This window comes from Pseudobutyrivibrio xylanivorans DSM 14809 (assembly GCF_900141825.1).
In the GTDB taxonomy this organism is placed as follows: domain Bacteria; phylum Bacillota; class Clostridia; order Lachnospirales; family Lachnospiraceae; genus Pseudobutyrivibrio; species Pseudobutyrivibrio xylanivorans.
Genome location: NZ_FQYQ01000033.1, coordinates 1 through 24,141, shown reverse-complemented (window position 1 = coordinate 24,141; position 24,141 = coordinate 1). Strand labels below are relative to the sequence as shown.

At 39.8% G+C, this 24,141-nt stretch carries 22 protein-coding genes; 19 read left to right on the top strand and 3 right to left on the bottom strand.

Features of this window, described 5'->3' with window-relative positions:
* The first annotated feature begins 51 nt into the window (after positions 1 to 51).
* Positions 52 to 1,416 (top strand): MATE family efflux transporter, encoded by a 1,365-nt coding sequence (locus BUA88_RS14710; protein WP_072919328.1) that lies wholly within the window; start codon positions 52 to 54, stop codon positions 1,414 to 1,416.
* 87 nt (positions 1,417 to 1,503) lie between these two features.
* Positions 1,504 to 3,258: a glycoside hydrolase family 2 protein gene (locus BUA88_RS14705; protein ID WP_083572551.1), complete on the top strand. Its 1,755-nt coding sequence runs from the start codon at positions 1,504 to 1,506 to the stop codon at positions 3,256 to 3,258.
* Here BUA88_RS14705 and BUA88_RS14700 read toward each other — a convergent pair.
* Both BUA88_RS14700 and BUA88_RS14695 read right to left on the bottom strand, forming a co-directional pair.
* The gene (locus BUA88_RS14700; protein ID WP_072919326.1) at positions 3,224 to 3,679 is read right to left on the bottom strand and encodes a threonine/serine exporter family protein; all 456 of its coding nucleotides are present in this window, start codon (positions 3,677 to 3,679) and stop codon (positions 3,224 to 3,226) included. The two genes, BUA88_RS14705 and BUA88_RS14700, sit on opposite strands and share 35 nt — an antisense overlap.
* The gene (locus BUA88_RS14695) at positions 3,679 to 4,455 is read right to left on the bottom strand and encodes a threonine/serine exporter family protein (protein ID WP_072919323.1); all 777 of its coding nucleotides are present in this window, start codon (positions 4,453 to 4,455) and stop codon (positions 3,679 to 3,681) included. The genes BUA88_RS14700 and BUA88_RS14695 overlap by 1 nt, the downstream gene beginning before the upstream one ends.
* Before the next feature lie 455 nt (positions 4,456 to 4,910).
* Here BUA88_RS14695 and BUA88_RS14690 point away from each other — a divergent pair, with 455 nt between their 5' ends.
* The 3 genes from BUA88_RS14690 (at position 4,911) to BUA88_RS14680 (ending at position 7,139) form a co-directional block, all read left to right on the top strand.
* On the top strand, positions 4,911 to 5,774 hold the full coding sequence (locus tag BUA88_RS14690) for an Mrp/NBP35 family ATP-binding protein (RefSeq protein ID WP_072919320.1): 864 nt from the start codon (positions 4,911 to 4,913) through the stop codon (positions 5,772 to 5,774).
* Positions 5,775 to 5,795: 21 nt separating this feature from the next.
* Positions 5,796 to 6,317: a peptidylprolyl isomerase gene (locus BUA88_RS14685; protein ID WP_072919318.1), complete on the top strand. Its 522-nt coding sequence runs from the start codon at positions 5,796 to 5,798 to the stop codon at positions 6,315 to 6,317.
* Positions 6,318 to 6,428: 111 nt separating this feature from the next.
* Positions 6,429 to 7,139 (top strand): hypothetical protein, encoded by a 711-nt coding sequence (locus BUA88_RS14680; RefSeq protein ID WP_072919315.1) that lies wholly within the window; start codon positions 6,429 to 6,431, stop codon positions 7,137 to 7,139.
* Here BUA88_RS14680 and BUA88_RS14675 read toward each other — a convergent pair.
* A complete protein-coding gene (locus BUA88_RS14675) occupies positions 7,102 to 8,376 on the bottom strand; it encodes an HlyC/CorC family transporter (protein ID WP_072919312.1) in 1,275 nt (424 codons plus the stop codon). The two genes, BUA88_RS14680 and BUA88_RS14675, sit on opposite strands and share 38 nt — an antisense overlap.
* A 124-nt stretch (positions 8,377 to 8,500) precedes the next feature.
* On the opposite strand from BUA88_RS14675, the gene BUA88_RS14670 reads away from it, so the two are divergent.
* The 14 genes from BUA88_RS14670 to BUA88_RS14605 all read left to right on the top strand — a co-directional run.
* Complete coding sequence (locus BUA88_RS14670; RefSeq protein WP_072919310.1) at positions 8,501 to 8,752, top strand: type II toxin-antitoxin system HicA family toxin; 252 nt, start codon at positions 8,501 to 8,503, stop codon at positions 8,750 to 8,752.
* The gene (locus tag BUA88_RS14665) at positions 8,753 to 9,088 is read left to right on the top strand and encodes a type II toxin-antitoxin system HicB family antitoxin (RefSeq protein WP_072919307.1); all 336 of its coding nucleotides are present in this window, start codon (positions 8,753 to 8,755) and stop codon (positions 9,086 to 9,088) included.
* A 64-nt stretch (positions 9,089 to 9,152) separates the two neighbouring features.
* Complete coding sequence (locus tag BUA88_RS14660; RefSeq protein ID WP_072919305.1) at positions 9,153 to 10,106, top strand: tetratricopeptide repeat protein; 954 nt, start codon at positions 9,153 to 9,155, stop codon at positions 10,104 to 10,106.
* Between the two features lie 311 nt (positions 10,107 to 10,417).
* Positions 10,418 to 12,805 carry a ribonucleoside triphosphate reductase gene (locus tag BUA88_RS14655; protein ID WP_072919302.1) on the top strand — a complete coding sequence of 796 codons (2,388 nt, stop codon included), beginning with the start codon at positions 10,418 to 10,420 and terminating at the stop codon, positions 12,803 to 12,805.
* A gap of 304 nt (positions 12,806 to 13,109) precedes the next feature.
* Entirely contained in the window at positions 13,110 to 17,627 is a 4,518-nt protein-coding gene (locus tag BUA88_RS14650; RefSeq protein WP_072919300.1) for an Ig-like domain-containing protein, read from the top strand.
* A 144-nt stretch (positions 17,628 to 17,771) separates the two neighbouring features.
* Positions 17,772 to 19,316 carry an FHA domain-containing protein gene (locus tag BUA88_RS14645; RefSeq protein ID WP_072919297.1) on the top strand — a complete coding sequence of 515 codons (1,545 nt, stop codon included), beginning with the start codon at positions 17,772 to 17,774 and terminating at the stop codon, positions 19,314 to 19,316.
* A gap of 10 nt (positions 19,317 to 19,326) precedes the next feature.
* Positions 19,327 to 20,118 (top strand): PP2C family protein-serine/threonine phosphatase, encoded by a 792-nt coding sequence (locus BUA88_RS14640; RefSeq protein WP_072919294.1) that lies wholly within the window; start codon positions 19,327 to 19,329, stop codon positions 20,116 to 20,118.
* Positions 20,119 to 20,125: 7 nt separating this feature from the next.
* A complete protein-coding gene (locus BUA88_RS14635) occupies positions 20,126 to 21,805 on the top strand; it encodes a serine/threonine protein kinase (RefSeq protein WP_072919292.1) in 1,680 nt (559 codons plus the stop codon).
* A gap of 8 nt (positions 21,806 to 21,813) precedes the next feature.
* Positions 21,814 to 22,320 carry a hypothetical protein gene (locus tag BUA88_RS14630; protein ID WP_072919289.1) on the top strand — a complete coding sequence of 169 codons (507 nt, stop codon included), beginning with the start codon at positions 21,814 to 21,816 and terminating at the stop codon, positions 22,318 to 22,320.
* An 80-nt stretch (positions 22,321 to 22,400) separates the two neighbouring features.
* Positions 22,401 to 22,691, top strand: coding sequence for a WXG100 family type VII secretion target (locus BUA88_RS14625; protein ID WP_028246381.1), 291 nt, complete (start codon positions 22,401 to 22,403; stop codon positions 22,689 to 22,691).
* An 18-nt stretch (positions 22,692 to 22,709) separates the two neighbouring features.
* The gene (locus BUA88_RS14620) at positions 22,710 to 23,006 is read left to right on the top strand and encodes a WXG100 family type VII secretion target (protein ID WP_028246382.1); all 297 of its coding nucleotides are present in this window, start codon (positions 22,710 to 22,712) and stop codon (positions 23,004 to 23,006) included.
* A 54-nt stretch (positions 23,007 to 23,060) separates the two neighbouring features.
* Positions 23,061 to 23,519 carry a hypothetical protein gene (locus BUA88_RS14615; protein WP_072919286.1) on the top strand — a complete coding sequence of 153 codons (459 nt, stop codon included), beginning with the start codon at positions 23,061 to 23,063 and terminating at the stop codon, positions 23,517 to 23,519.
* 15 nt (positions 23,520 to 23,534) lie between these two features.
* A complete protein-coding gene (locus tag BUA88_RS14610; protein WP_072919284.1) occupies positions 23,535 to 23,828 on the top strand; it encodes a hypothetical protein in 294 nt (97 codons plus the stop codon).
* 67 nt (positions 23,829 to 23,895) lie between these two features.
* A partial coding sequence (locus BUA88_RS14605) for a hypothetical protein (RefSeq protein ID WP_143151392.1) occupies positions 23,896 to 24,141 on the top strand: 246 nt, incomplete at its 3' end.

The following is a 24,141-nucleotide window of genomic DNA, read 5'->3' as shown; positions in this document are numbered from 1 at the left end:
TTAGAGGCGGGTCCGATGGACTCGCCTTTAGTAATTTGGTAAAATCTACTTATGAAAGCAACGAATAAAATTGACATGACACATGGCCCGATTTTGGGTAAATTAATAATTTTTACAATTCCTATTATTTTATCAGGTGTTTTACAGCTTCTGTTTAATGCAGCTGATGTAATTGTTGTGGGCCGTTTCGCCGGCGAGGCCAGTCTTGCGGCTGTTGGCTCTACTAATGCACTGATTAATTTAATGACAAATCTTTTCATTGGTATGTCTGTTGGTGCCAATGTTTGCGCTGCTCAGTTTTATGGGGCAGGAAATCATTCTGATGTAAAAAAGACTGTTCACACTAGTACAGCATTCTCGCTTATCTGCGGTGTATTCCTTATATTTATTGGATTATTTTTGGCCAAACCAATACTTGAAATTATGGGCTCGCCAGAGGACGTAATTGATTTAGCTACATTGTATGTTCGCTTGTATTTCTTAGCTATGCCAGCTATAATGCTTTACAATTTTTTGGCTGCAATTCTTAGAGCCGCAGGTGATACAACCCATCCACTTGTTTTCTTGACTATCGCTGGCGTTGTTAATGTAATATTAAATCTAATTTTAGTAATCGTCTTTAGCCTTGGGGTGGCAGGCGTTGCCATTGCTACAGTTACATCAAACTATATATCGTGCATCATGCTTGTGGGCTTCTTTAAAAAGCAGGAGGACGCCTTGAAGCTTGAATTTTCTAAGGTTAGCATAGATAAGAGAATATTAAATCGTATTATAAGAATTGGACTACCTGCCGGAATTCAGGGCACGGTGTTCTCATTATCTAATGTTGTGATTCAGTCTGCTATAAATTCCTTTGGAACTGCTGTTATTGCAGGTTCATCTGCCGCAGCGAGCATAGAAGGATTTGTATATATTTCAATGAACTCAGTTTCTCAGACCACAGTTACCTTTGTAGGTCAAAACTATGGTGCTGGAGATGAAAAGAGAGTTAAAAAGGTTATATTTGAAAGCTTGGGAATAGTTACTGTAGTTGGATTAATTATGGGCAATTTGGCATATGGTTTCTCAGGTCCGCTTTTAGGGGTTTATACGGACAGCGCAGACGCCATAGCTGCTGGTACACTTCGTCTATTCTGGGTTTGCTGCCCATATTTTCTTTGTGGAGTCATGGATACACTTACAGGCGGACTCCGCGGCTTGGGCAATTCCACATTACCTATGATAGTCTCATTGCTTGGAGCTTGTGCCACAAGACTCATTTGGATTGCCACATATTTCCAGGTTCATCACACACAAAATGTGTTGTTCTTCTCATACCCTGGCAGCTGGCTGTTGACCTTGTCAGTTCACAGCATCTGCCTTGTTGTTTTGTATCGTGCATGGGTACGCAAGAAGAACTCAGAAATACGAATCTAGGGAGATTTTGTCAAAGAAGATGCCACAGGCCGCATGCCACCGTCACATTTTGACAAAATCCCAAATACTTAAATTTGGAGGGGATATATGTATTGGAAGGAAATGCTATCGGCCATCGCTAAGCCAGATAAAAATGCCACAAGGTACGAGCTTTCTACAGACTTTAAGTACACAGGTCTGCAGGAATATCCGCGCCCTCTGATGCAACGTAAATCATATATAAATCTGAATGGTCAGTGGGATTATCGCATTATCGATGGTAAAGGTCAGGTGGCCTGTTCAGGTCCTATAGAGGTGCCATTTTCTCCTGAAGCAAAGCTTTCTGGCACAGAAAGACATATCCTTCTTCCAGAAGAGACTCTGGAATATACCAAAGTTTTTAATATAGATAGGATTAAAAACAACAAGCATCTGTTACTGCATTTTGGGGCAGTAGATCAGGTGGCACAGGTCTTTTTTAACGGTATTAATCTTGGAATACATGAAGGTGGATACACCTCCTTTTCTTTCGATATAACTGATTATGTTATTGAGGGAGATAATGAGCTCAAGGTAAAGGTACGAGATTACACAGATAAGGTTGGCTATGCCCGAGGAAAGCAAAGTATTGAGCCTTGCGGAATGTGGTACAGCGCCCAGAGTGGAATCTGGCAGACTGTTTGGATGGAATGGGTTCCTGATGTATACGTTACAAAAATGCTTATTACACCTGATATTGATAATGACAGGGTTACACTAGAGCTGAAGGTCTCTGAGATGAGGGGACAGGTAAGAATAGAATCATCTAATTCTGATTTAATAAAAGATTTTAGCGTAGAAAATATGCAGGACGACAAACTGCATGTAGTGATTAACCTTAATGAATATAAGCTATGGACTCCTGACGACCCTCAGCTCTATTTCATTAATGTTGAGTACGGCAAGGATAGTTTTTCCACCTATTTTGCTATGAGACATTTCGGTGTGGAAAAGGATGAAAATGCTATACCACGTCTTACATTAAATCATAAGTCATTGTTCATGAATGGTGTATTGGATCAGGGCTATTATCCTGAAAGCCTTATGACACCCCCAAGCGATGATGCCATGATTTATGACATAGAAATGATTAAAAATCTCGGCTTCAACATGATTCGAAAACACTGCAAGGTGGAGCCAATGCGTTGGTATTTCCACTGCGACAGGCTTGGAATGATTGTTTGGCAGGATATTGTAAACGGCGGTACAAAATACGATATGAACATGATTTGCAATATCCCTACAGTAGTGCGTCCATTTGGAAATACTAAAGATAAAAATCGCCTTTTCCTTAGATTCACAGGTCGAAATACGGAAAAATCAAAGGAAGTTTGGCATAAAGAATGCAAGGAAATCATGGAGCAGCTTAGGAATGTGCCATCCCTTGGTCAGTGGTGTCTCTTTAATGAGGGATGGGGACAGTTTGATGCCAATGATTGCCTGAAATTTGCGTTGAAATTTGATAATACAAGACCTATAGATGCTGCATCAGGCTGGTTCCATGAGGGATGCGGAGATGTATTCTCTGAACATAAATATTTTGAAGAGCTGAAAGTAAAGCTTGGTCAGCGTCCATACGTAATATCTGAGTACGGTGGCTTCTCTTTGAAAGTGGGAAATCATGTGACCAGAGATGCTGTCTATGGATACAAGAAATATACTCATCAGAAGGATTTGCAGGATGCCTATAATGAATTAATGAAAAAAATAAAGTCCCTCGAAATTGAGGGACTTGCAGGTGCTGTGTTTACGCAGGCTACCGATATCGAAGATGAGGTTAATGGCCTGGTTACTTACGATCGGAAGGTGCAAAAACTGTATTAAACCAGCTTTGAGGGAATGCCATTCCAAGGATAATTCCCATTACGATTGCACCGGCTGTCTTAAGTGTAGACAAGCCTGACTGACTGAAATTATTCATATCATTCATAATTAAATAGAACGAAGTGTAGTAGATTCCTGCACCGGGTACCAATGGAAAGATTCCTGAAATAAGGTAAACGGTGACAGGATTCTTTCTTTTTGAAGCAAGTGCTCTTGAGAAGAATGTGAGAGCAAGAGAACCCACAACATTTCCAAGAGTAGGTGCACTAAGTGTGTTTGAAATAATGGAATAGAAAATCCATCCAATGGCTCCTGAAATACCACAGTATAAAAGCTCTGCACGTGGTGCTGAGAATACGATGGCAAATGCGATTGTTGCCACCATGCTGACAACAAATTCAATAATATAATTAACGTACATTATAAATAAGCACCTCCTCCGCAAAGCTGAACAATGGTAATGACTATACCTACGCCAACTGCGATACAGAAGGCTGTGAGGAGGGCATCAATTAATCTAATTGAGCCTGAAAGATAATCACTATTAATGAAATCTCTGATACTGTTAGTAAGTGGGATTCCAGGAACAAGTGGCATTATTCCACCGATGATAATCTTATCGTAGTGAATAGGCAAACCGGTAAATGCGAATGCAAATGCCAGTATGGAAATGACTATACTGCCAAGCACGTTTGTAACTGTTTTGGAATTATTCATACCTGCTTCAAAATGAAGGAATATACGAAGTAAACATCCAACAATAGTGGCGATAACTCCATCTAATGCTGTTCCTCCGAAAAGGTAAGCAAAGCCTCCGCAACCAATTCCAGTTGCTATTATCATGGCTGGAAGTCGGTATCCTGGAAGCTTTTTATATTCTGCAAGCTTTTCCCAGGCATCCTCTATAGATTTATTCTTTGCACACACCTCTCTGCAAAGACTGTTTAGTGCGGCGATTCTGGCTAAGTGCATTGGGTACATTGGGACATGACGAATCATGGAGCTGGCATGTTCTGTCACCTCGTCTGCACTGGCGAAGATACCATTGCTGAGAACGTATACGTCACAGTCTGTGATATCATATGAATTTAAGATAGCAAGGACACTGTCCTCAACTCTGTATACCTCTGCTCCGTTTCGAAGGAGAATATCTCCTAATTCAACGGCAAAGGACAAGACCTTTTTTGTATCTGTCATAGTGTCTCCCTTAGAAATTATTTCTCAAAATGATTATGTATGAAATTCGTTTTTTTTTCAACACCGGTGGATAAAATTAACGATTGTGGATAACTTTGTGGGAAAAGTTTGTTCGTTGAAATATGACTCACTTGTCTTATAAACTAGGCCAAAGCCTTGGAAAATAAGTCTTTGTTAGCGTGAACTTTCAGACTATTAACGGACATTTCAACACATGATTGAACTTATCCTCAATTCAGAAAACATAATTGTGGAAAATGTGGATAACTGAATATTCAAGTTGATACATATATCAACAGTATAAAAATCGGACTTTTTGATATTCGATAGAAAGATGTATTAAGAAATATACTCAAAAAAGAAAACTATTATGTTATACTATTTGGCGGATATTTAGCATATTAATATGTAATATGTAAATATATATTATGTAATACAAAGTAGGAGGTCTAATAATGGCAGAGAATAGTTCATGTGCTTCAGCAAGCAGCTGCTCACGTGGTTCCTGTGAAGGATGCCCATCGGCAGAGGCAGCAAAGGCTGGAGTTAGAAATACAGCTTTTCTTGAGGCACCTAATGCTAATTCAAATATTAAGCATGTAATCGGTGTAGTTTCAGGTAAGGGTGGAGTTGGTAAATCCCTTATCACATCCTCACTTGCAGGTGTTATGGCACGTGCAGGCTATAAGGTAGGTATCCTTGATGCCGATATCACAGGTCCATCTATTCCAAAGATGTTTGGTGTTCATGGTCCTGCAGCAGCAAGTGCAGAGGGCGAGATGCTTCCTGAGATTGCTGAGGATGGCACAAAGATTATGTCAGTAAACCTTATCCTTGATGATGAGGAGTCTCCAGTAGTTTGGAGAGGTCCTGTTATCGCAGGAGTTGTAAAGCAGTTCTGGACAGATGTAGCATGGGGCGAGCTTGATTATCTCTTCGTAGATATGCCTCCAGGAACAGGTGATGTTCCTCTTACATGCTTCCAGTCACTTCCAGTGGATGGTATTGTTATCGTTACAAGCCCACAGGAGCTTGTACAGATGATTGTTAAGAAGGCTTACAACATGGCAGATATGATGCACATCCCAGTTCTTGGTCTTGTAGAGAATTACTCTTATATCAAATGCCCAGACTGCGGAAAGAAGATTGAAATCTTCGGCGAGAGTCATATCGATGAAGTAGCTGCAGGTCTTAACATCCCAGTTATTGGAAAGCTCCCAATGGACAGAGCATTCGCTACAGCAGCCGACGCAGGTCGTATCTTTGACGTAGAAAACGAGTACCTCGTTAGTGCGAAAGAGATATTAGAGAAATTATAAATTATTAAAAGGAGAATTAATATGGCACAGAATCCAATCGTTACAATCGAAATGGAAAATGGCGATATCATGAAAGCTGAGCTTTACCCAGAGATTGCCCCAAACACAGTTAATAACTTTATCAGCCTTATAAACCACAACTACTATGATGGAGTAATCTTCCACAGAGTAATCAAGGGCTTCATGATTCAGGGTGGAGATCCAGACGGTACAGGAATGGGTGGCCCAGGCTACTCTATCAAGGGTGAGTTCTCAAGCAACGGTTTCAAGAACGACCTTAAGCACGAGCCAGGTGTTCTTTCAATGGCACGTACAATGATTCCTGATTCAGCAGGAAGCCAGTTCTTCATCATGCACAAGAACAGCCCACATCTTGATGGTGAGTATGCAGCATTCGGTAAGGTTATCGAGGGTATGGATGTTGTTAATAAGATTGCTGAGGTTTCTACTGATTGGTCAGACCGTCCAACAGAGGAGCAGAAGATGAAGAAGGTTACAGTTGAGACTTTCGGAGTTGAGTATCCAGAACCAGAGACAGTATAATTTTTATTGCAATTTATAAAACATCATGTTAATATAACGGCACGCGTTTAGCGTGTCGTTTTTTTTCGTTTTTATTCTATAAGTCATTCGACTGTGTTTCACAGGAGAAATATGAAATTTAATACTATTATTTTATGTTTTATTGTTTGGGCGATAGCTGGATTACTGTCTGTTCCAGTAGCAGTTGTTCGCTACTTGCAGGAAAAAAGAGAACATAATCAAAAGGCTATTTATTTAAGGCAGGTTTTATTTTTAGCAGAAAATTGCAAAACTACAGGAGAAATTGTAAAGGATCTATATTATTTCTTCATTAACGACAGAAGGATGAGGAAGATTATGCTAAGGGCAATGAAGCTGCCAGATGGAAAAGCATTAGATTATATTTACAGCAAAATAGGTTGTGAACCAATGAAGATACTCCATGGATTCCTAATAAGGAGAGAGGGGCAAGACAGGAAAAAGCCACTTCCTGCGATCCCTGACGATATCATTCAGTATTTTAATGATTTAATTGAGCAGTGGGAATATGATTATCTTGAATTCCAGCGTAGGAGAAAAATCAGAAAGCTAAAGACTATCAGCGAAATCATGATATTCATGATACTGACTTATTACTTTTACAGGTGGTTAAATACAGAGATAAGTCTGTGGATATTTGCAGCTGTCAATACGCTGGGTGTGATTATCTTTATCCTTCCCACATACAAAAAGACCCATTCGCAAGTGGGCATGATACAAAGTATGTATCAGCTGGTAAGCGGAATAGGTCTGATAGTCAATATATTTACTGTTGTGTCTGAGTGGCTTGGGCAGGTAGCTTGATACGAAGCTTTGTAATTCGTTTCTTCTCTACTGCAAGTACTCTTATGATGGTGCCATCCTCGGAAACATAGGTCTCTCCCACATTTGGGAAATGGTCAAATGCACCAACTATGTATCCGCCGATGGTATCATAATCATCACTTGTGAATCCAAGTGGAATCAGCTGGCACAGGTCTTCAAGGTTCATAGAACCGAGAACCTGGTATTCTCTATCGCTTAAACGAACAAGAGGATCTTCCTCGTCCTCATCGTACTCATCACGAATCTCGCCAACGATTTCTTCCAGAAGATCTTCCAGAGTGATCATACCGGAAAGCTCGCCATATTCATCCAAAACGATGGAGAGAGAAGCGGATTCTTCACGCATTTCATCAAAAAGGTCTGAGACATTTTTCATTTCATAGGTGAAATAGGTATCTCTGAGATAATCCCTGACAGAGAAGTTTTCAGAAGGACCTACACCAAGGAAATCCTTCATGTTTATTATACCAAGGACTTTATCTGTATCCGGTTCACACACTGGGATTCGGGTATACATATCCTCCTTGAATACAGCCATAAGCTCATCATACGTAACATCAGCATCTACCATGGTCATATCGATTCGAGGAATCATGACCTCCTTGGCGCATGCATCTGAGAAATCAAACACCTTGTGAATCATGGTACGTTCATCCTGCTCGATAGCGCCACTTTCATGGCTTACATCTACCATGGTGCGGATTTCTTCTTCAGTGATTGTCTCATCCTTGAAATCTGGGTCGATACCGAACATTCTGATGAAAAGACCAGCAAGGAAATTGACTATGGTAATCACGGGAGTGAGAACCCACATGAGACCGCCTACTGCAGGCGCATATCTGAGGCTGAGCTTTGTGGAATTTAGTGTAGCCAGAGACTTAGGAGTAATCTCACCAAAAATCAATATCAGTAATGTAAGAACACCAGTGGCAATACCAGCTCCATAGCTTCCAAAAAGCTGAATAGCAAGTGTGGTGGCCAGTGATGATGCAGAAAGATTAACAATGTTATTTCCAATAAGAATGGCTGAAAGCATCTTCTTTGGACGGCCTATAACCTTAAGAACCTTTGCAGCCTTCTTGTCCCCATCATCTGCCATGGTCTTAATTTTAATCTTATTAACTGTAGTCAAAGCTGTTTCTGCTGAAGAGAAAAAGCCAGACAATCCCAATAATAATAAAAGAATAATAAGCTTGATTAACAAGTGAACATCCAAAAGTAAAAAACCTCCTTCTTCATAAAACCTGTAAATATGGATATTTTGCAAATATTATATCACATAATAGATATTGTGAGGTTAAAATATAGAAATTGAAAATAGTACTATAAGGTGGTACCATATGAATAGTAAAGATAAAAAAATATTAAAAGATATTTTCACTAACCCAGTGAAATCAGATATAAAGTGGACTGAAATAGAGCATTTATTTATTTCTTTAGGAGCAAAAGTTTCAGAAGGAAATGGATCCAGAGTAAGAGTAGAGTTAAATGGAGAAAGGGCTGTTTTTCATAGACCTCATCCAGAAAATACTACAGATAAAGGTGCTGTAAAGTCAGTAAGAAGATTTTTAGAAAATGCGGGGGTGATATAAATGATGAACTATAAAGGTTATATTGGAAAAGTTGAATTTGATGATGAACAGCATATTTTTACGGGAGAAGTAATAAATACTAGAGCTGTGATTACTTTTCAGGGTTCTTCAGTAGAGGAACTTGAAAGGGAATTTAGAAACTCTGTAGATGACTATATTGAATGGTGCAAGGAAGATGGTGTAGAGCCAGAAAAACCATATTCTGGAAGATTTAATGTAAGGATATATCCTCAGTTACATCAGAGGGCTGCTGTGGGGGCTAAAATGCTTGGAATATCTTTGAATTCTTTTTTAATTAAATCTCTAGAAGATGAACTGAATTTAATGCATATTTAGTATAGTATTTTCTCTTAAATTGCTTTAAAGTTATTATAGATTTTTTAAGAGAGAAGAAGAGTTTATGAAGAAAAAACTGCTTATATTAGCTTTAGCTTTTGCTACTACAGCCAGCATTACAGGCTGCAGCAAATATAACCAAAAAGAGATTGAACTCCGTGACCAGGGCATTGCAGCCATGGATGAAGGCAGATATGAGGATGCCATTACATTATTTGACCAGGCACTTGGATGCTCCATTGGACAGGTCACAGATTTAGAGCTTGATGTAGATTATTTCAAAGCTGCAGCACAGTTTAAAAATGGTCAGTTTGAGGATGCAGCTAATACATATTCTTATCTGATTAAATATGATGAGAAAAACTTCAAGCCATATTTCCTAAGAGGCAGCATTTATGCCAGCGAGGGAGAGATTGGTCAGGCGATTAAAGATTATGATGCAGCAATAGCCATAAATGAAAAGAACTACCTATTGTACATAGAGATTTATAAGAATCTGAATGCACTAGGATATACAGAACAGGGTTTGGTATATTTGAACAATGCCTTGGATGTTCAGGATAAATCACCTGAAGGAAAATACTTCAAAGGTAGAATTTATTATATGATGGGCCAGACCTCAGATGCAGAAAAGCTCCTGAAAGAAGCTATTGAAAAAGATGTGATAGATGCAAAGCTTTATTTGGCAAAGATTTATCAGGATGGCGGCGATTATGTTTCTGCACAGGAGCTTCTTAATGAGTATGCAGAATCTGATCAGGTTACAAGCGATGCCCTTGGTACACTGGGAGATATAGAGCTATCCAGTGGTAATTATGACAATGCTTTGGACTATTATGAGGCAGGGTTGAGTCTTGATTCCATCGGCAATATGCCACAGCTTATGAAAGGCAAAGCAGCAGCCCTTGAAAAGCTTTATCGTTTTGAAGAAGCAAGGGATGTGTTGACACAATATCTTGATGCTTACCCTAATGATGAGGAGGCATCAAAGGAGTTAGTATTCTTACAAACAAGATAATTTTCAGAAAAGATGCACTACAATATGTGGTGTGTCTTTTTTGTGTTTAAATACTAAATATTGTGTGTGTTGAATCACGATTCTACTTAGAAAATTATCAAATCTCAAAATTGATTTTAGGTAATATTGACGAAAAACACTATATATAGTGATTAGACATTGACCACTCACCCTATATTTTGTAAACTATAATCAGTCGAAAAACCTTGGAAGAACGCTTTAGTTAGGACATCTGAAAGGTTAAATGTTAGGTTAATTGGGGAGTCCTTTTGGGGGAGATTTTATTGAGAAAGGAATATTGGTGAGAAGAATTGTTTGAAGTTGTAAAAAGAGATGGGGAAATTGCAGAATTTAATTTAGGCAAGATTAATGATGCCATCGCAAAGGCATTTGAGGCTACTGGAAAGGAATACAACGACGATATCATTGGCTTATTATCACTTCGTGTTTCGGCTGATTTCCAGAATAAAATCAAATCTGGCAAGATTTCTGTTGAGGATATCCAGGATTCTGTAGAGAACGTTTTGGAGCAGACTGGATATACTGACGTTGCAAAGGCATACATTCTATATAGAAAGCAGCGCGAAAAGATGCGTAACATGAAGTCTACTGTTCTCGATTACAAGAACGTTGTAGACAGCTATGTTAAGGTAGAAGACTGGCGTGTCAAGGAGAATTCCACAGTTACATATTCTGTAGGTGGACTTATCCTTTCTAACTCTGGTGCTATCACTGCTAACTACTGGCTTTCAGAGATTTATGATGAGGAAATCGCTAACGCTCACCGTAGCGCTGACATCCACATCCACGATCTTTCTATGCTTACAGGCTACTGTGCAGGTTGGTCATTAAAGCAGCTTATCCAGGAAGGCCTTGGCGGTATCACTGGAAAGATTACATCAGCTCCTGCAAAGCACCTTTCAGTACTTTGCAATCAGATGGTTAACTTCCTTGGTATCATGCAGAATGAGTGGGCAGGCGCTCAGGCTTTCTCTTCATTCGATACATACCTTGCACCATTTGTTAAGACTGATAATCTTTCATATGAAGAAGTTAAAAAGTGCCTTGAGGCATTTATATATGGTGTAAATACACCTTCACGTTGGGGTACACAGGCTCCATTCTCAAATATCACTTTGGATTGGACAGTACCAAATGACCTTGCAGAGCTTCCAGCTATCGTTGGCGGCAAGGAGCAGGACTTCAAATATAAGGACTGCAAGAAGGAAATGGATATGGTTAACAAGGCATTCCTCGAGATTATGATTGAGGGTGATGCTAATGGACGTGGCTTCCAGTATCCTATTCCTACATATTCTATTACTCGTGATTTTGATTGGTCAGATACAGAGAACAATAGATTATTATTTGAAATGACAGCTAAGTATGGTACACCATACTTCAGCAATTATATTAATTCGGATATGGAGCCAAGCGATGTTCGTTCTATGTGCTGCCGTCTTCGTCTCGATCTTCGTGAGCTTCGCAAGAAGTCAGGTGGATTCTTCGGTTCAGGTGAGAGCACAGGCTCAGTAGGTGTTGTTACTATCAACCTTCCTCGTATTGCATACCAGGCAAAGGACGAGGCAGATTTCTATGCTCGCCTTGATAAGCTTATGGACATCAGCGCTCGTTCACTTAAGATTAAGCGTGGCGTTATCACAAAGCTTCTTGATGAGGGATTATATCCTTACACAAAGAGATACCTTGGTACATTTAACAATCACTTCTCTACAATCGGTCTTATCGGTATGAACGAAGTAGGTCTTAATGCTAACTGGCTTCGTGCAGATATGACAAATGAGAAGACACAGCAGTTTGCAAAGGATGTTTTGAATCACATGCGTGAGCGTCTCTCTGATTATCAGGAGATGTACGGAGACCTTTACAACCTTGAGGCTACTCCAGCAGAGTCTACAACATACCGTTTTGCTAAGCACGATAGAGAGCAGTTTCCAGATATTATTACAGCTGGTAAGGAAGGTGATACACCATTCTATACAAACAGCTCACATATGCCAGTAGAGTATACATCAGATATCTTTGATGCTCTTGATGTTCAGGATGAGCTTCAGACACTTTATACATCAGGTACTGTATTCCATGCATTTATCGGCGAGAAGCTTCCTACATGGGAATCAGCCGCAAATCTTGTTCGTAAGATTGCTGAAAACTACAGATTACCTTACTATACATTGTCACCTACATACTCAGTATGTAAGGAGCATGGCTACATCGCCGGTGAGCACTATACATGCCCACACTGCGGAAAGACAGCAGAGGTTTACAGCCGAATCACTGGTTACTATCGTCCAGTACAGAACTGGAACGAAGGTAAGACACAGGAGTTCAAGAATCGTAAGCTTTACGATATCGCAGGTTCTGTATGCCGTCGCGCAGGCGAACAGTACAAGGAGCGCGTAGCTAAGGAGATGCCACAGGTTAATCTTGAAATTGTTTCAGAAGAGCCTGAGACAGGCGTTAAGTACCTCTTCACTACAAAGACATGCCCTAACTGTGCACGTGCAAAGGAAATCCTTGAGGACGAGGAGTACATCCTTGTAGATGCAGAGGAGCAGCAGGATCTTACTAAGAAATATGGTGTTATGCAGGCTCCTACACTTGTAGTAGTTAATGGGGATGACGTTAAAAGATATGCTAATGCCAGCAACATTCAGAAGTATGTTGATGAAAATTAGTCAATAAAATCGAGAAAATACACAGGAGATGTGGCTATTATGCTACATCTCCTTATTTTTATGCTTCCATTTGTATAAAATGCATGGCATTAAAAACTGATTTTTGGCAAGAAAGTCGGATTGACCGGCTTTGACAATCATGATAAATTATCATTTGTGATAAATTTGTGAAAAAAGTATGAAGGCTATATGAAAAGTCTTGTCAACGTACTTCTTCAAATTGTCATAAGTATTGAGAAAGGGAAATGTAATTTTGAAAAGGCAACACAAAATCGCCACGTTAAGACGGCTAGTGGCGTTGACGATGCTTTCGGCATTGTTATTTAGTAACACCGCCGTATACGCCGATACGGTGAGTGAAGGGTCGCCTTCACAAGAAGTAGTAAGCGAAACAGGTAATACAGATAATTTAAGTAGTACAACATCGAGTAATTCTAGCAATAATCTTAATGATACCGTTTCTGGTACAGACATCACAGAAGACAACAACAGCAATACTACAACAGAAGAAAATGGTAATGAATCAGAGCGAACAGTTTCTTTATCTGTTACTCCAAATGATTCAGAAGCTTCTTTTGATTTAGCTTCTATGCTTGGCGAAAGCAAGCACCAGACAAAGAAGCAGAACAATAATCAGCCAAAGCCAGATGACCAGTCAAATCCAGATGATCATCAGCATGATTTCAAAGAGTTCAAGGAAATTGTTTACACACCAGAGTGTGGTGAGTGGACACATGCAAATGTTTATGCATGCGAGTGTGGAGAAACTACTAATGTAGGTTTTAACTGCTCAAAAGAAGAAACTTATGTACAGGCTGAGAATGGAAAGCACATTGTAAAGACAAGCTGTAAGTGGTGCAAGCATGAAGAAGAAAGCGAGCCAGTAGCTTGCGATTACGAAATCGTAGGTTATGAAGAGCTTGGCGATGATCAGCACATCATTTACAAGAGATGTAAGCTTTGTGGTAACACAACAGAAGTTACAGAGAAGTGTGATCCACAGTTCACACACTATACATCATGTAATGATGGTGTACATCATCTTGAGCATTACAAATGTGTATGCGGTCGTACATCTCAGGAATCTAAAGAGTGTAAGGCAGGGGCTGAGTACGAATATCGTAAATATCAGTCATCAACAGGTAGTGATGAGAATGGTCACTATCACACACTTCTTGCAGAGTGCGAGAAGTGTCAACAGACCCTTTCAAAGAAGGAGTACTGCAAATATGACTATTGGGCATTTGGATTAGAGTCATGTTCAGTATGTCATGATTTTAGAGATACTAGAAGCGCAGAAATCCTTATGAATGCAAAGGTTACTACTGTAGATGGAAAGGCTATCACAGCTACTACATATACAGATAAGTTTGGTAATGAGCATGCTACATATGACTCACAGATAAAGATTAGCGTTGACGTAAACTGCGAGACCTTCAACTATAAGAAGACTGCAGATGATTGGAACAAGTATATGCATCTTTATGTATATTACAACACTCCAGACGAAGGAAGAGCAGCCTTTGAATTAGATAGAGAATCAGTAGATGGTTCAGGCAAGGCTACTTATACATGGATTTCACCAGAGCTTAAGGATAAGGCTATTACAATCTCTGGTATCTACGCTAAGTATGAGTTTAGCGAGCACATTTATGAGATTGTATGTCCTAAGAAAAATGATGCATTATATGAGCTTTCATATGTATTAATGCCAAAGAACCCAGCTGAGCACATGATTTTCAGCCAGAAGGGTGATGTTGCAAACAAGGACAATACTTGGAAGAAGAACTGCAATACTACAGAGAATTGGTATTCAAAGTCAGCTAACAACAATCAGAACCTTACAGTTTCATTTGCAGCTAAGTCTCCTAACAAGCTTACTGATAGCTCAGTTAGCCTCAAGGAGAACAAGGGAACTACAAACGAGATTAAGCAGAACATTGTATCAAATGATATCTCTAGACCAGGTAACTACACTCAGTGGTTTAAGAAGGACGTAATCATTGAATATGATAATACAATCGTTTATGAGCTTTCTTCAGGAGCAGGCGAGATTACAGATGGTGAGCATGAGTATGTTTTAAATGGTTCAAACCTTCAGGACACAGTAACAGTTCTCATCGATAACACAGCTCCTACAGTTGAGAAGATTAACTATTCAAAGCCTACAGGTGAAACTGGAAGATACTACAACAAAAATGTAGATATTTCAGTATTAGTTAAAGATGCAAATCTTAGCAAGGATTCAAGCATTAATACTAAGGTAGATAATAATGTATCAGAGGATAAGAAAGTAAAATTATCTGAGATTAAGAATAATTCTTCTACTCTTAAGTATGTAGCGGAATCAGAAGGAAAGCATGTATTAATTGGTACAATCAAGGATTTAGCAGGTAACTGCACTACTATTGAAGATGAAAAGAACACATTCATCATTGATAAGACAGCTCCAACATTTGATACTCCAGTTTATACATCAAAGGCCGAGAGATTAAATGGCAAGTACTACAACAAGGATGTAGAGGTTTCAGTTAAGGTTAAGGATTTATACCTCAGCCAGAAGTCATATATCGAGGTATCTGGAAACAAGTCTTCATTAGAAGCTAAGGCAGATACAATCAAGCTTAACGTGGCAGGCGAAGGTGAGCACGTTGTTACTGGTGAAATCTACGATTTAGCAGGTAACTGCACAAAGATTAAGGACCAGGAAGAGTTCATTATCGATAAGACTTCTCCAAAGCTTAAGATTTCTTTCGATAATCACAGCTTTAAGAACGAGAAGTACTACAACGCAGACAGAACAGCTACATTTGTTCTTACTGATAAGTATATTGATGGCAAGGAAGCCAGCATGAAGTTCGTCACAGTTAACGCTAAAGAGGGCTCAGCCACAGTTAACGAGATGACAGGTTCTAATGGTAAGTACACAGGTACTATCCAGTTCAACAAGGATGGTTTCTACTCAATCGGAGAAATCAAGTTTGTTGATAAGGCTGGTAACCCATTTGAGTTTACTGAGGATAGCGAAAAGGCTTACAACTCAGAATTCGTAATCGATAAGACAGCACCTACATTAAAGGTGACATTCGATAATCATGATGTAAAGCATGAGAAGTACTATAAGGCTGATAGAAAAGCTACATTTGCATTCGAAGATAGAAATATCGACGGCAAGGAAGCTACTATGAGCAAGGTTATCGTTAACTCAAAGGAAGGCAAAGCTACAGTTAACGAAATGTCTGGTTCAAACGGTAAATTCACAGGTAATGTCGTATTCGACAAGGATGGTATTTACTCAATTGGCGACCTTTCATTTGAGGATAAGGCAGGTAACAAGTTCGTATTCGCAGAGGGTTCTGAGAAGGATTACAACGCAGAGTTCGTAATCGATAAGACTCTTCCAACTGTTGAAGTTAAGTATGATAACAACAGCGCAGAAAACGGCAACTACTATAAGGAAGCTCGTACTGCTGAGGTTAGATTCACAGAGAAGAACTTCACAGCTGACCAGGTAACATACGAGAGAATTAACAGTGACTTAAGCGTTCTTCCAGCTCTTAAGAGCTACTCAAACAAGGAGCTTAAGAACATCACACATATCGACTTTAATAAGGACGGTCGATATGGATATACTCTTGTTTGCGAGGATTTAGCTGGAAATATTTCAGAGAAGTTCGTTTCAGACGAGTTCATCATTGATATGACTCTTCCAGAGATTGAGATTTCTGGTGTTGAGGATATGTCAGCTAACAATGGTAAGGTTGCTCCTGTTGTAGTTTCTAAGGATACAAACCTTACAGATGCTTGTACAGAGATTTCCCTTGTTGGTTCTAACAATGGAAAGGTTACACCAAGCATTTCGAAGTCAAATGGTGCAGAGACATTTACATACTCATTTGCTGATATGGCACATGAGAAGGAGAACGACGATCTCTACACATTAACAGTTAAGCTTACAGACCTTGCTGGTAATACAGTAGAGAAGTCAGTTAAGTACTCACTTAACAGATTTGGTTCAGTTTTCGTTCTCAGCGATGCAACAAAGGCTATGGTTGATGGTTACTATGTAACAAAGCCACAGGATGTTGTTATCACAGAGATCAACGTAGATGCAGTAACAAAGAAGGAAGTTTCAGTAGCTTTCGATGGTAGCGTTAAGGAGCTTAGAGAGGGTGCTTCTTTCTCAACAAGTGATAAGACAAACTCTAACGGATGGCATTCAATCAGCTACAACGTTGGCAAGTCAAACTTCAACAAGGATGGTATCTATTCAGTAACAGTATTCTCAGAGGACAGAGCTACTAACAAGCAGAGTAACCAGTCTAAGGATGCTGAGGTTGAGTTCCTTCTTGATAAGACAGCACCAAGTGTTATCGTTTCAGGTCTTGAGGATGGTGGTATCTACGAAGAGGAGAGCCACGACTTCTCAGTTAACGTAACAGATACAATCGGTGTTACTGACATGAAGGTTTACTTAAACGACGAGAAGCTTGCTAGCTTCACAGCAGCTGAGCTTAACGAGAATGGTGGTACAGAAGTACTTACAATTCCTACAAAGGATGATTACCAGAAGGTAACAATCCAGAGTACAGACGTTGCTGGTAACGTTACAAAGGTTGAATATAACAACCTTCTTGTATCAGTAAAGGCTGAGGAGTTATTACTTGAGGACAACCTCACACCTACAGCTAAGCTTGATGCAGGTATCCCAGCAGTAGCAGCTGCACTTAGCTCAACAAAGACTCTTGCAGTAGTAGGAGTTATTGCTGTAGCAGCCCTTGTTCTTGCAGGTGCATTTGCTTTCAAGAAGAGAAAGCACTAATTAGTTTTATATGTTACTATTCACAGTCCTTGTGACTGTGAATGGTGACTATATTATTAATGATTTGAACCAATAGCTGAGCATTCAGTTATTAGCTGAGATTATTAATTAAACATATAAAGGAAAGAAGAATAGGAGAAAAAAATGAAAGCATTAAAGAGACTTTGCACACTTATCGTTGCAGTGGGAATTGCCCTTGCTCCAGTTACACCAGTAGCTGCTGTAGACAACGTTGTTGACGCTGAGACAGCTAAGCAGGGTGTTGTGCAGGTAAACACAGTTATCGTAGACGATATGTCAGAGAAGCGTCTTGTTATTGGTGGCGCCGGTTTTATCATTGGTAATCCAGAAGGTACTGAGTATGTTATTACAAGCAAAGATATTGTTAATCCTGACCAGGAAACATTAGCAGCAGCTTGTGAGTACTATGGATTAATTAATGGTGACGAAGAGACATCTATTGATCTTCGAATTGCTACAGAGGTAGTAGTTGAAGGTGATGTAGTATTAAATGCTACAGTTCTTACATCCAGCAGCGAGCTCGATATGGTAGTTCTTCAGCTTCCACAGCCAATCTACACAAGAACTCCACTTAAGCTTCTTACAAATAAGAAATATGATGTAAACAACCTTCCATATGAGGTTAACGATGCTGTTTATGCATTAGGTCTTCCACAGATGGTTTCATTTGAGTCAGAGACAAAATATTACTCTGACCAGCAGGTTCAGATGTCATTTGGTGAGATTACAAGCCTTGGTATGTACGAGGGTGTTCAGGTAATCGAGAACAATGCTGAGACAGATTACAACAACTATGGTGGTCCACTTGTAAATGAGAATGGATACATCATTGGTATGAACTTACCAAAGCACAATGGCGAGGACAGCTGCGCTTTGGATTCTACAAAGATTGCAAAGATTTTAGATGGACTTGGAGTTACATATTCACAGGTAAACAGCACTCCAAAGGCAGAGGCTGAGGAAGAAGTAGAAGATACTGAAGAAGTTCCACAGAACACTAAGCCAGTTGTTGAGCCAAAGACAAAGAAGGGTATGTCAGAGACTATGATTATCGTAATCAGTCTCGTAGCTGTATTCGTTGTTGTTTGCGGTGTTGCAGGACTTATCCTCTTCTTAATCAACAATGATAAGAAGGATACACCAAAGGCTTCTAAGGCTAAGAAAGAGAAGAAGGTATACAACGGTCCAGTATTCGACATGGACACTACACCTAAGAGCTCTGTAAAGATGACAGCATCTAAGACTCCACAGAAGAGCATCATGGCTATGGCTCAGCCTAAGGCACCAGCAAGCGATGAGACTACAGTATTAAGTGCTGTTCCAACAAACGAAGGAGAGACATCATTACTTAGCGAGGATCTTAATGCACCTCAGAATCTTGGAACTCTTGTTAGAAAGAGAACATCTGAGAAGATTTCTTTAAATAAGTCAAACTTTGTTATTGGTAAGGATTCATTACATTCTGATTACTGCATCGAGAAGAACAGCTCAATCAGTAGAAAGCATGCAATGATTACAAGCGGAAGAAACGGAGCATATATTCAGGACTGCAACTCAACAAACGGTACATTCATCAACGGTACTAAGATTGAGAGCGAGCGTGCAGTACTTTTGAACAGCGGAGATATCATCAAGCTTTCAAACGAAGAGTTTGAGTATCTTGCATAGGAATAATTTTATGGGTTTTAAAGTAGATGCCTATTCAGATATGGGCACCAAAAAAAATGTTAATCAGGATGCTTTGTTAATAAAGCAGGCAAAAGCCGCAGGCTATGGGAATATCTGCATGGGTATTCTCTGTGACGGCATGGGTGGTTTGTCTTGCGGAGAAGTAGCAAGTTCAGCCTTTGTTAACAGGATGGATACTTGGTTCAAGACAGAGCTTCCACAGATTCTTTTGGATAAAAATATAACCGAACCATTAGAAGGAACAGCTGATGCCAGTTCTACAAGCCAGCTCCTTAGAATAATAGCGGGCCAGTGGAAAAGAGTTGTCACAGAAATGAATGACAAGCTTAAGGCATACGGAAACGAGAATGGCATTCGCTTGGGAACAACTGTTGTAGCTATCATCATAGTTGGAGAAGAATACTTGACTATGAATGTTGGAGATTCCAGAGCATACCGCTTCAATAAGAAGCAGCTTGCGCAGGTATCCCATGATCACAGCTATGTTCAGCAGCAGATGGAGCTTGGCAGAATGACGGCAGAAGAAGCACTTGTAAGCGATAAGAAAAGCATGCTTTTACAGTGCATAGGTGCTTCTGAAAGAGTTACTCCAGATTTCTTCACAGGAAAAATAGAGCGCAACATGAATTTCCTGTTATGCTCTGATGGTCTTTGGAGAAAGCTGGAAGACAAAGAAATTATGGGGATTGCCCCACAGCGTAACGGTATTAAGAAGTTGGCCGAAATGGTTATGAATAGAGGAGAGTCAGACAATGTTTCAGGTCTGATTATCTCGATTTAAGAGTTTTATGTTAGAAATTGGATCAGTAATTGATAAGAAATACAAAATATTAAATAAGATTGGCCAGGGTGGAATGAGCGTTGTTTATTTGGCGATGAACGAAAGAGCCAATAAGCAGTGGGCTATCAAAGAGATTCGTAAGGATGCAGCAGCTGCATCAGAAATCAATATGGCCAGCATCAAGACAGAGACAGAGATGCTTAAGAATCTTTCTCACCCAAACCTTCCAAGTATTGTAGATATCATTGACCATGAGGATTCCATCCTTATCGTTATGGACTACGTGGAAGGTAACACTCTTAGCAAGGCGGTTAATGAGTTAGGACCTCAGCCACAGGAGTATGTTATTGAGTGGGCTAAGCAGCTTTGTGATGTGCTTGGATATCTTCATTCACAGAATCCACCTATCATCTACAGAGATTTGAAGCCAGGCAATATCATGTTAAAGCCAGACGGCACTATTGTCCTTATCGACTTTGGTACAGCAAGACAGTACAAAGAGGAGAATCTTGAGGATACTACATGTCTTGGTACAAGAGGCTATGCTGCACCAGAGCAGTTTGGTGGTCACGGACAGACAGATGCCAGAACAGATATCTATTGCCTTGGCACTACTATCTATCACCTTGTTACAGGAAAGAATCCTAGTGAGCCACCTTACGAGATTAGAAACATCCGCTATTGGAATGAATCACTTTCAAAGGGATTAGAGCAGATTGTTGCTAAATGTACACAGCTTGACCCTGAAAAGCGTTATCAGAGCTGTAACGAAGTGCTTTATGCACTTGAGCATTATGATGAGCTGGATGAGACATATCGCCGCAAGGAAAAGGTAAAGCTTGGTGTTTTCTTTACTACAGCATTCCTTACACTTGCAGCAGCGATAGGTTCATTCTCATGCTACAGCTATGCTAAGCATGTGCAGCAGGTAAATCACGATAAGCTCCTTGAGGTTGCCAGCCGTGGCATCACAGAAGCAGATTCCAAGGAAGCACTTATTAATTCCATCGCTGTGTTCCCATCGCAGGTGGATTCATATATTAACCTGATTGATAATGTGTATCTTGCAGATGAGAATTTCTCAGCAGATGAGGCAGCAGAGCTTCGCGAGATTCTCATAAGAACAAGTGGAAAGAGCACTTACGAGCAGATACTTGCTCAGGATGCCGACAGCTACAGTCTTTTTGCTTACAGACTTGGTCTTGCTTATTACTACAGCTACGAGGGCGAGGGTAACAAGCAGCAGTCAGCTTATTGGTTTAAGAAGGCTGCAGAGGGAAATCTTAACCCTAACCAGATGGAAAGAGCAAAACGCCTTGGAGCCATTGCTGAATACTATGTTAACCTTGGCGCCGTTGATAAAACAGGCGACAGCGAGGTTACATATAAGAACTACTGGGACGACTTAGTAGCTCTTTGTAAAGGAAATATCACTGAGTCTGATAATGCCAATACAGCCCTTGCAATCTACAAGGAGATGGCATCTCAGATTTGTGTTAGTGCTAATCAGTTCAAGAAGGCTGGTGTATCTACATCAGATATGCAGCTTCAGCTTATGAACATAGAAAAGCACGTTAAGGAAGATATTGATACCGCTTCTGATAAGTCAGAGCGAGTTGTTGAATTGGAGCAGGAGCTTGCCACAAACGTAGAAAAGGCAAAGCAGACTATTTCAATGTTAGAGTAGGTAGATTTATGGATTTACAAACAAACGTAGAAACAATTACAGAACAGACACAGCTATTCCAAAGCATAGCAGTTATTTTGCTTGCATTAGCAATAGTGTTTCTAATAGCATCGATTGTTATCTTTATAGTTTTCAATATTCCACATTCTTTCAGAGTGCTGACTGGAATGGGTATGAATAAAGAGATGAGTCGTGCTGCTGCCGGAGACAGAAAGCGCGAGAAGGCTACACTTAACTGGAACACATCTGGTTCTCTTAATAAAAAAGTAGAGTTTGAGACAACAATACTTACTGAGGAAGAGACAATGATTCTGGCTGAGGGAGATGCCACTGCAGTGTTGGGCAGTGAAGAGACAACAGTTCTTGGCACTGATGAAACTACAGTTTTAGCCAGTGATGAGACTACTCTTCTTGGCACAGAAGAGACCACACTGTTATCTGATTATGAAGCACAGAATTCTCTATTTGAGATGGAGGATGATATCAAGATAACAGGAACTAACAAGCAGATATAATACTGCGATTTAATAGCCACAAAAATGCCAATTAAGCATTATGTGATATAGATACCAAGGAACATAGGAGGAATTGAAAAATGTCATTAACAGGTATGAACATTGAAGAAGTTGAGCAGTTACTTGCACAGCTTCACACAGGTGCAGATAATCTTGATGCACTTACATTACAGGTAAACAACTTACAGGGACCACTTACAGATGCGTGGGAAGGTGTAGAAGCTACAGCCGCTGTAGATTACCTTAACAGACTTTCTACAAAGATGAAGGATATGTCACAGGAGTTGATGAAGATTCATCAGTGGGTAGAACAGACAAAGACAAATTACGAGGATGTAGCTGCTCAGGGAGCAAGCGCATACAACGCATAGAAAGGTAAGGTATAGAAAATGGGAGCAATTAAAGGTACCGTTGCAGATATAGCAAGAAGTGGACAGCAGCTTGTAACATTTAGCGAGGATTTATCAGCAGAGCTCGCATCTATCAAGAGCACAGTTGATGAGATTGGAGAGATGACATTTGGTTCAGCAAGCGACAAGCTTTTAGATGTTTACTACAGCTTAAATGAGGATTTACAGAAGTATGTTGTTGAGCTTAACACACTTGGTACAAACGTACAGACATCAGCTAGCAACTTAGAGACAATCGACTCAGAAGCTTCAGCAAACTTAAGCTACGAAGGTTAAGATTACATGTATGTGGCAGCTTAGGCTGCCACTGATTATTAGAGGAGTAAGAAAATGTCACAGGCAGATATTGAAGCAGCTCGTGCTGAGGCAGCAGAAAGAGCTCGTCGCGAAGCCGAGGAAGCAGAAAGAAGACGTCAGGCAAGAATAAGAGAACTTAGAAGCCAGTTATCTGGTGTTGAAAGTAGAATATCTCATTTTGAAGGTGTTCTTAAGCACCTTACTGATGCAAGAACATCTATGAACAACTTGAAAAACAGACTTAATGCAGATGTTGATACACCTGTAATTTCATATGATCTTCACGGCGCATCCGACTGGGAAGGCACAAATGCCTTAAATGGAGTTGTTGCCCTTGCGAATATTAAAAATAGCAGATCAGCATATGATTCTGATGTAGATAAGCTTATCTCAGATATCGGAAGAGGTGTAGATAAAGCAAATTCGATTTTACAGGACTTATATAGACAGCGTAATAACATTTTAAGTGAGCTTAGATCGCTCGGCGCATAATTTGGGAGACTAATAATGGCAATTGTAAAGACCGCATTAGACACTATTGAATACGAAAGAGTAGTAAGGGAAATCAAAACAGAAAATGATGAGATTCTTAATGGTTTTTCAGCACTTTCTGAAGCTGACCCAGCTATCAAAAATAACAGCATAATACCTCAGTTTATAAAGGCAGATAGCGATGTTATAAACATGCTTACAAAGCTTAAGCAGCAGATAGGTGTTGTGATAAATACAATGGAGACTTTCGAGTCTAAGATTGTGGAAGCTAATCAGGATGCAACTGATTCAGGAAATCAATTAGTTTAGTTTATTATTGTTTATCCTAGTGACAACGTTTAATTGTCACTTTTTGTAATATAAAGGAAATTCGAAAATGGGAAATATTGAATGGAATACCAGTAAAGTAAAGGAGTATTTTGAGGCATGCCGAGTGCACTACGAGAGATTTCTTTCTATGTCAGACTCTCTTATGAAGGCATTCGAGGCTTTTGTAAATGATGATACTCATACTGGTGAAGAAGCAGAGAATTCCAAGGGATTTGTCAGAGAAAGACAGATACCTTTACTTATAGATATAACAGATGATATTCAGCAGTTGGAGGCACTTCAGGACGAGATT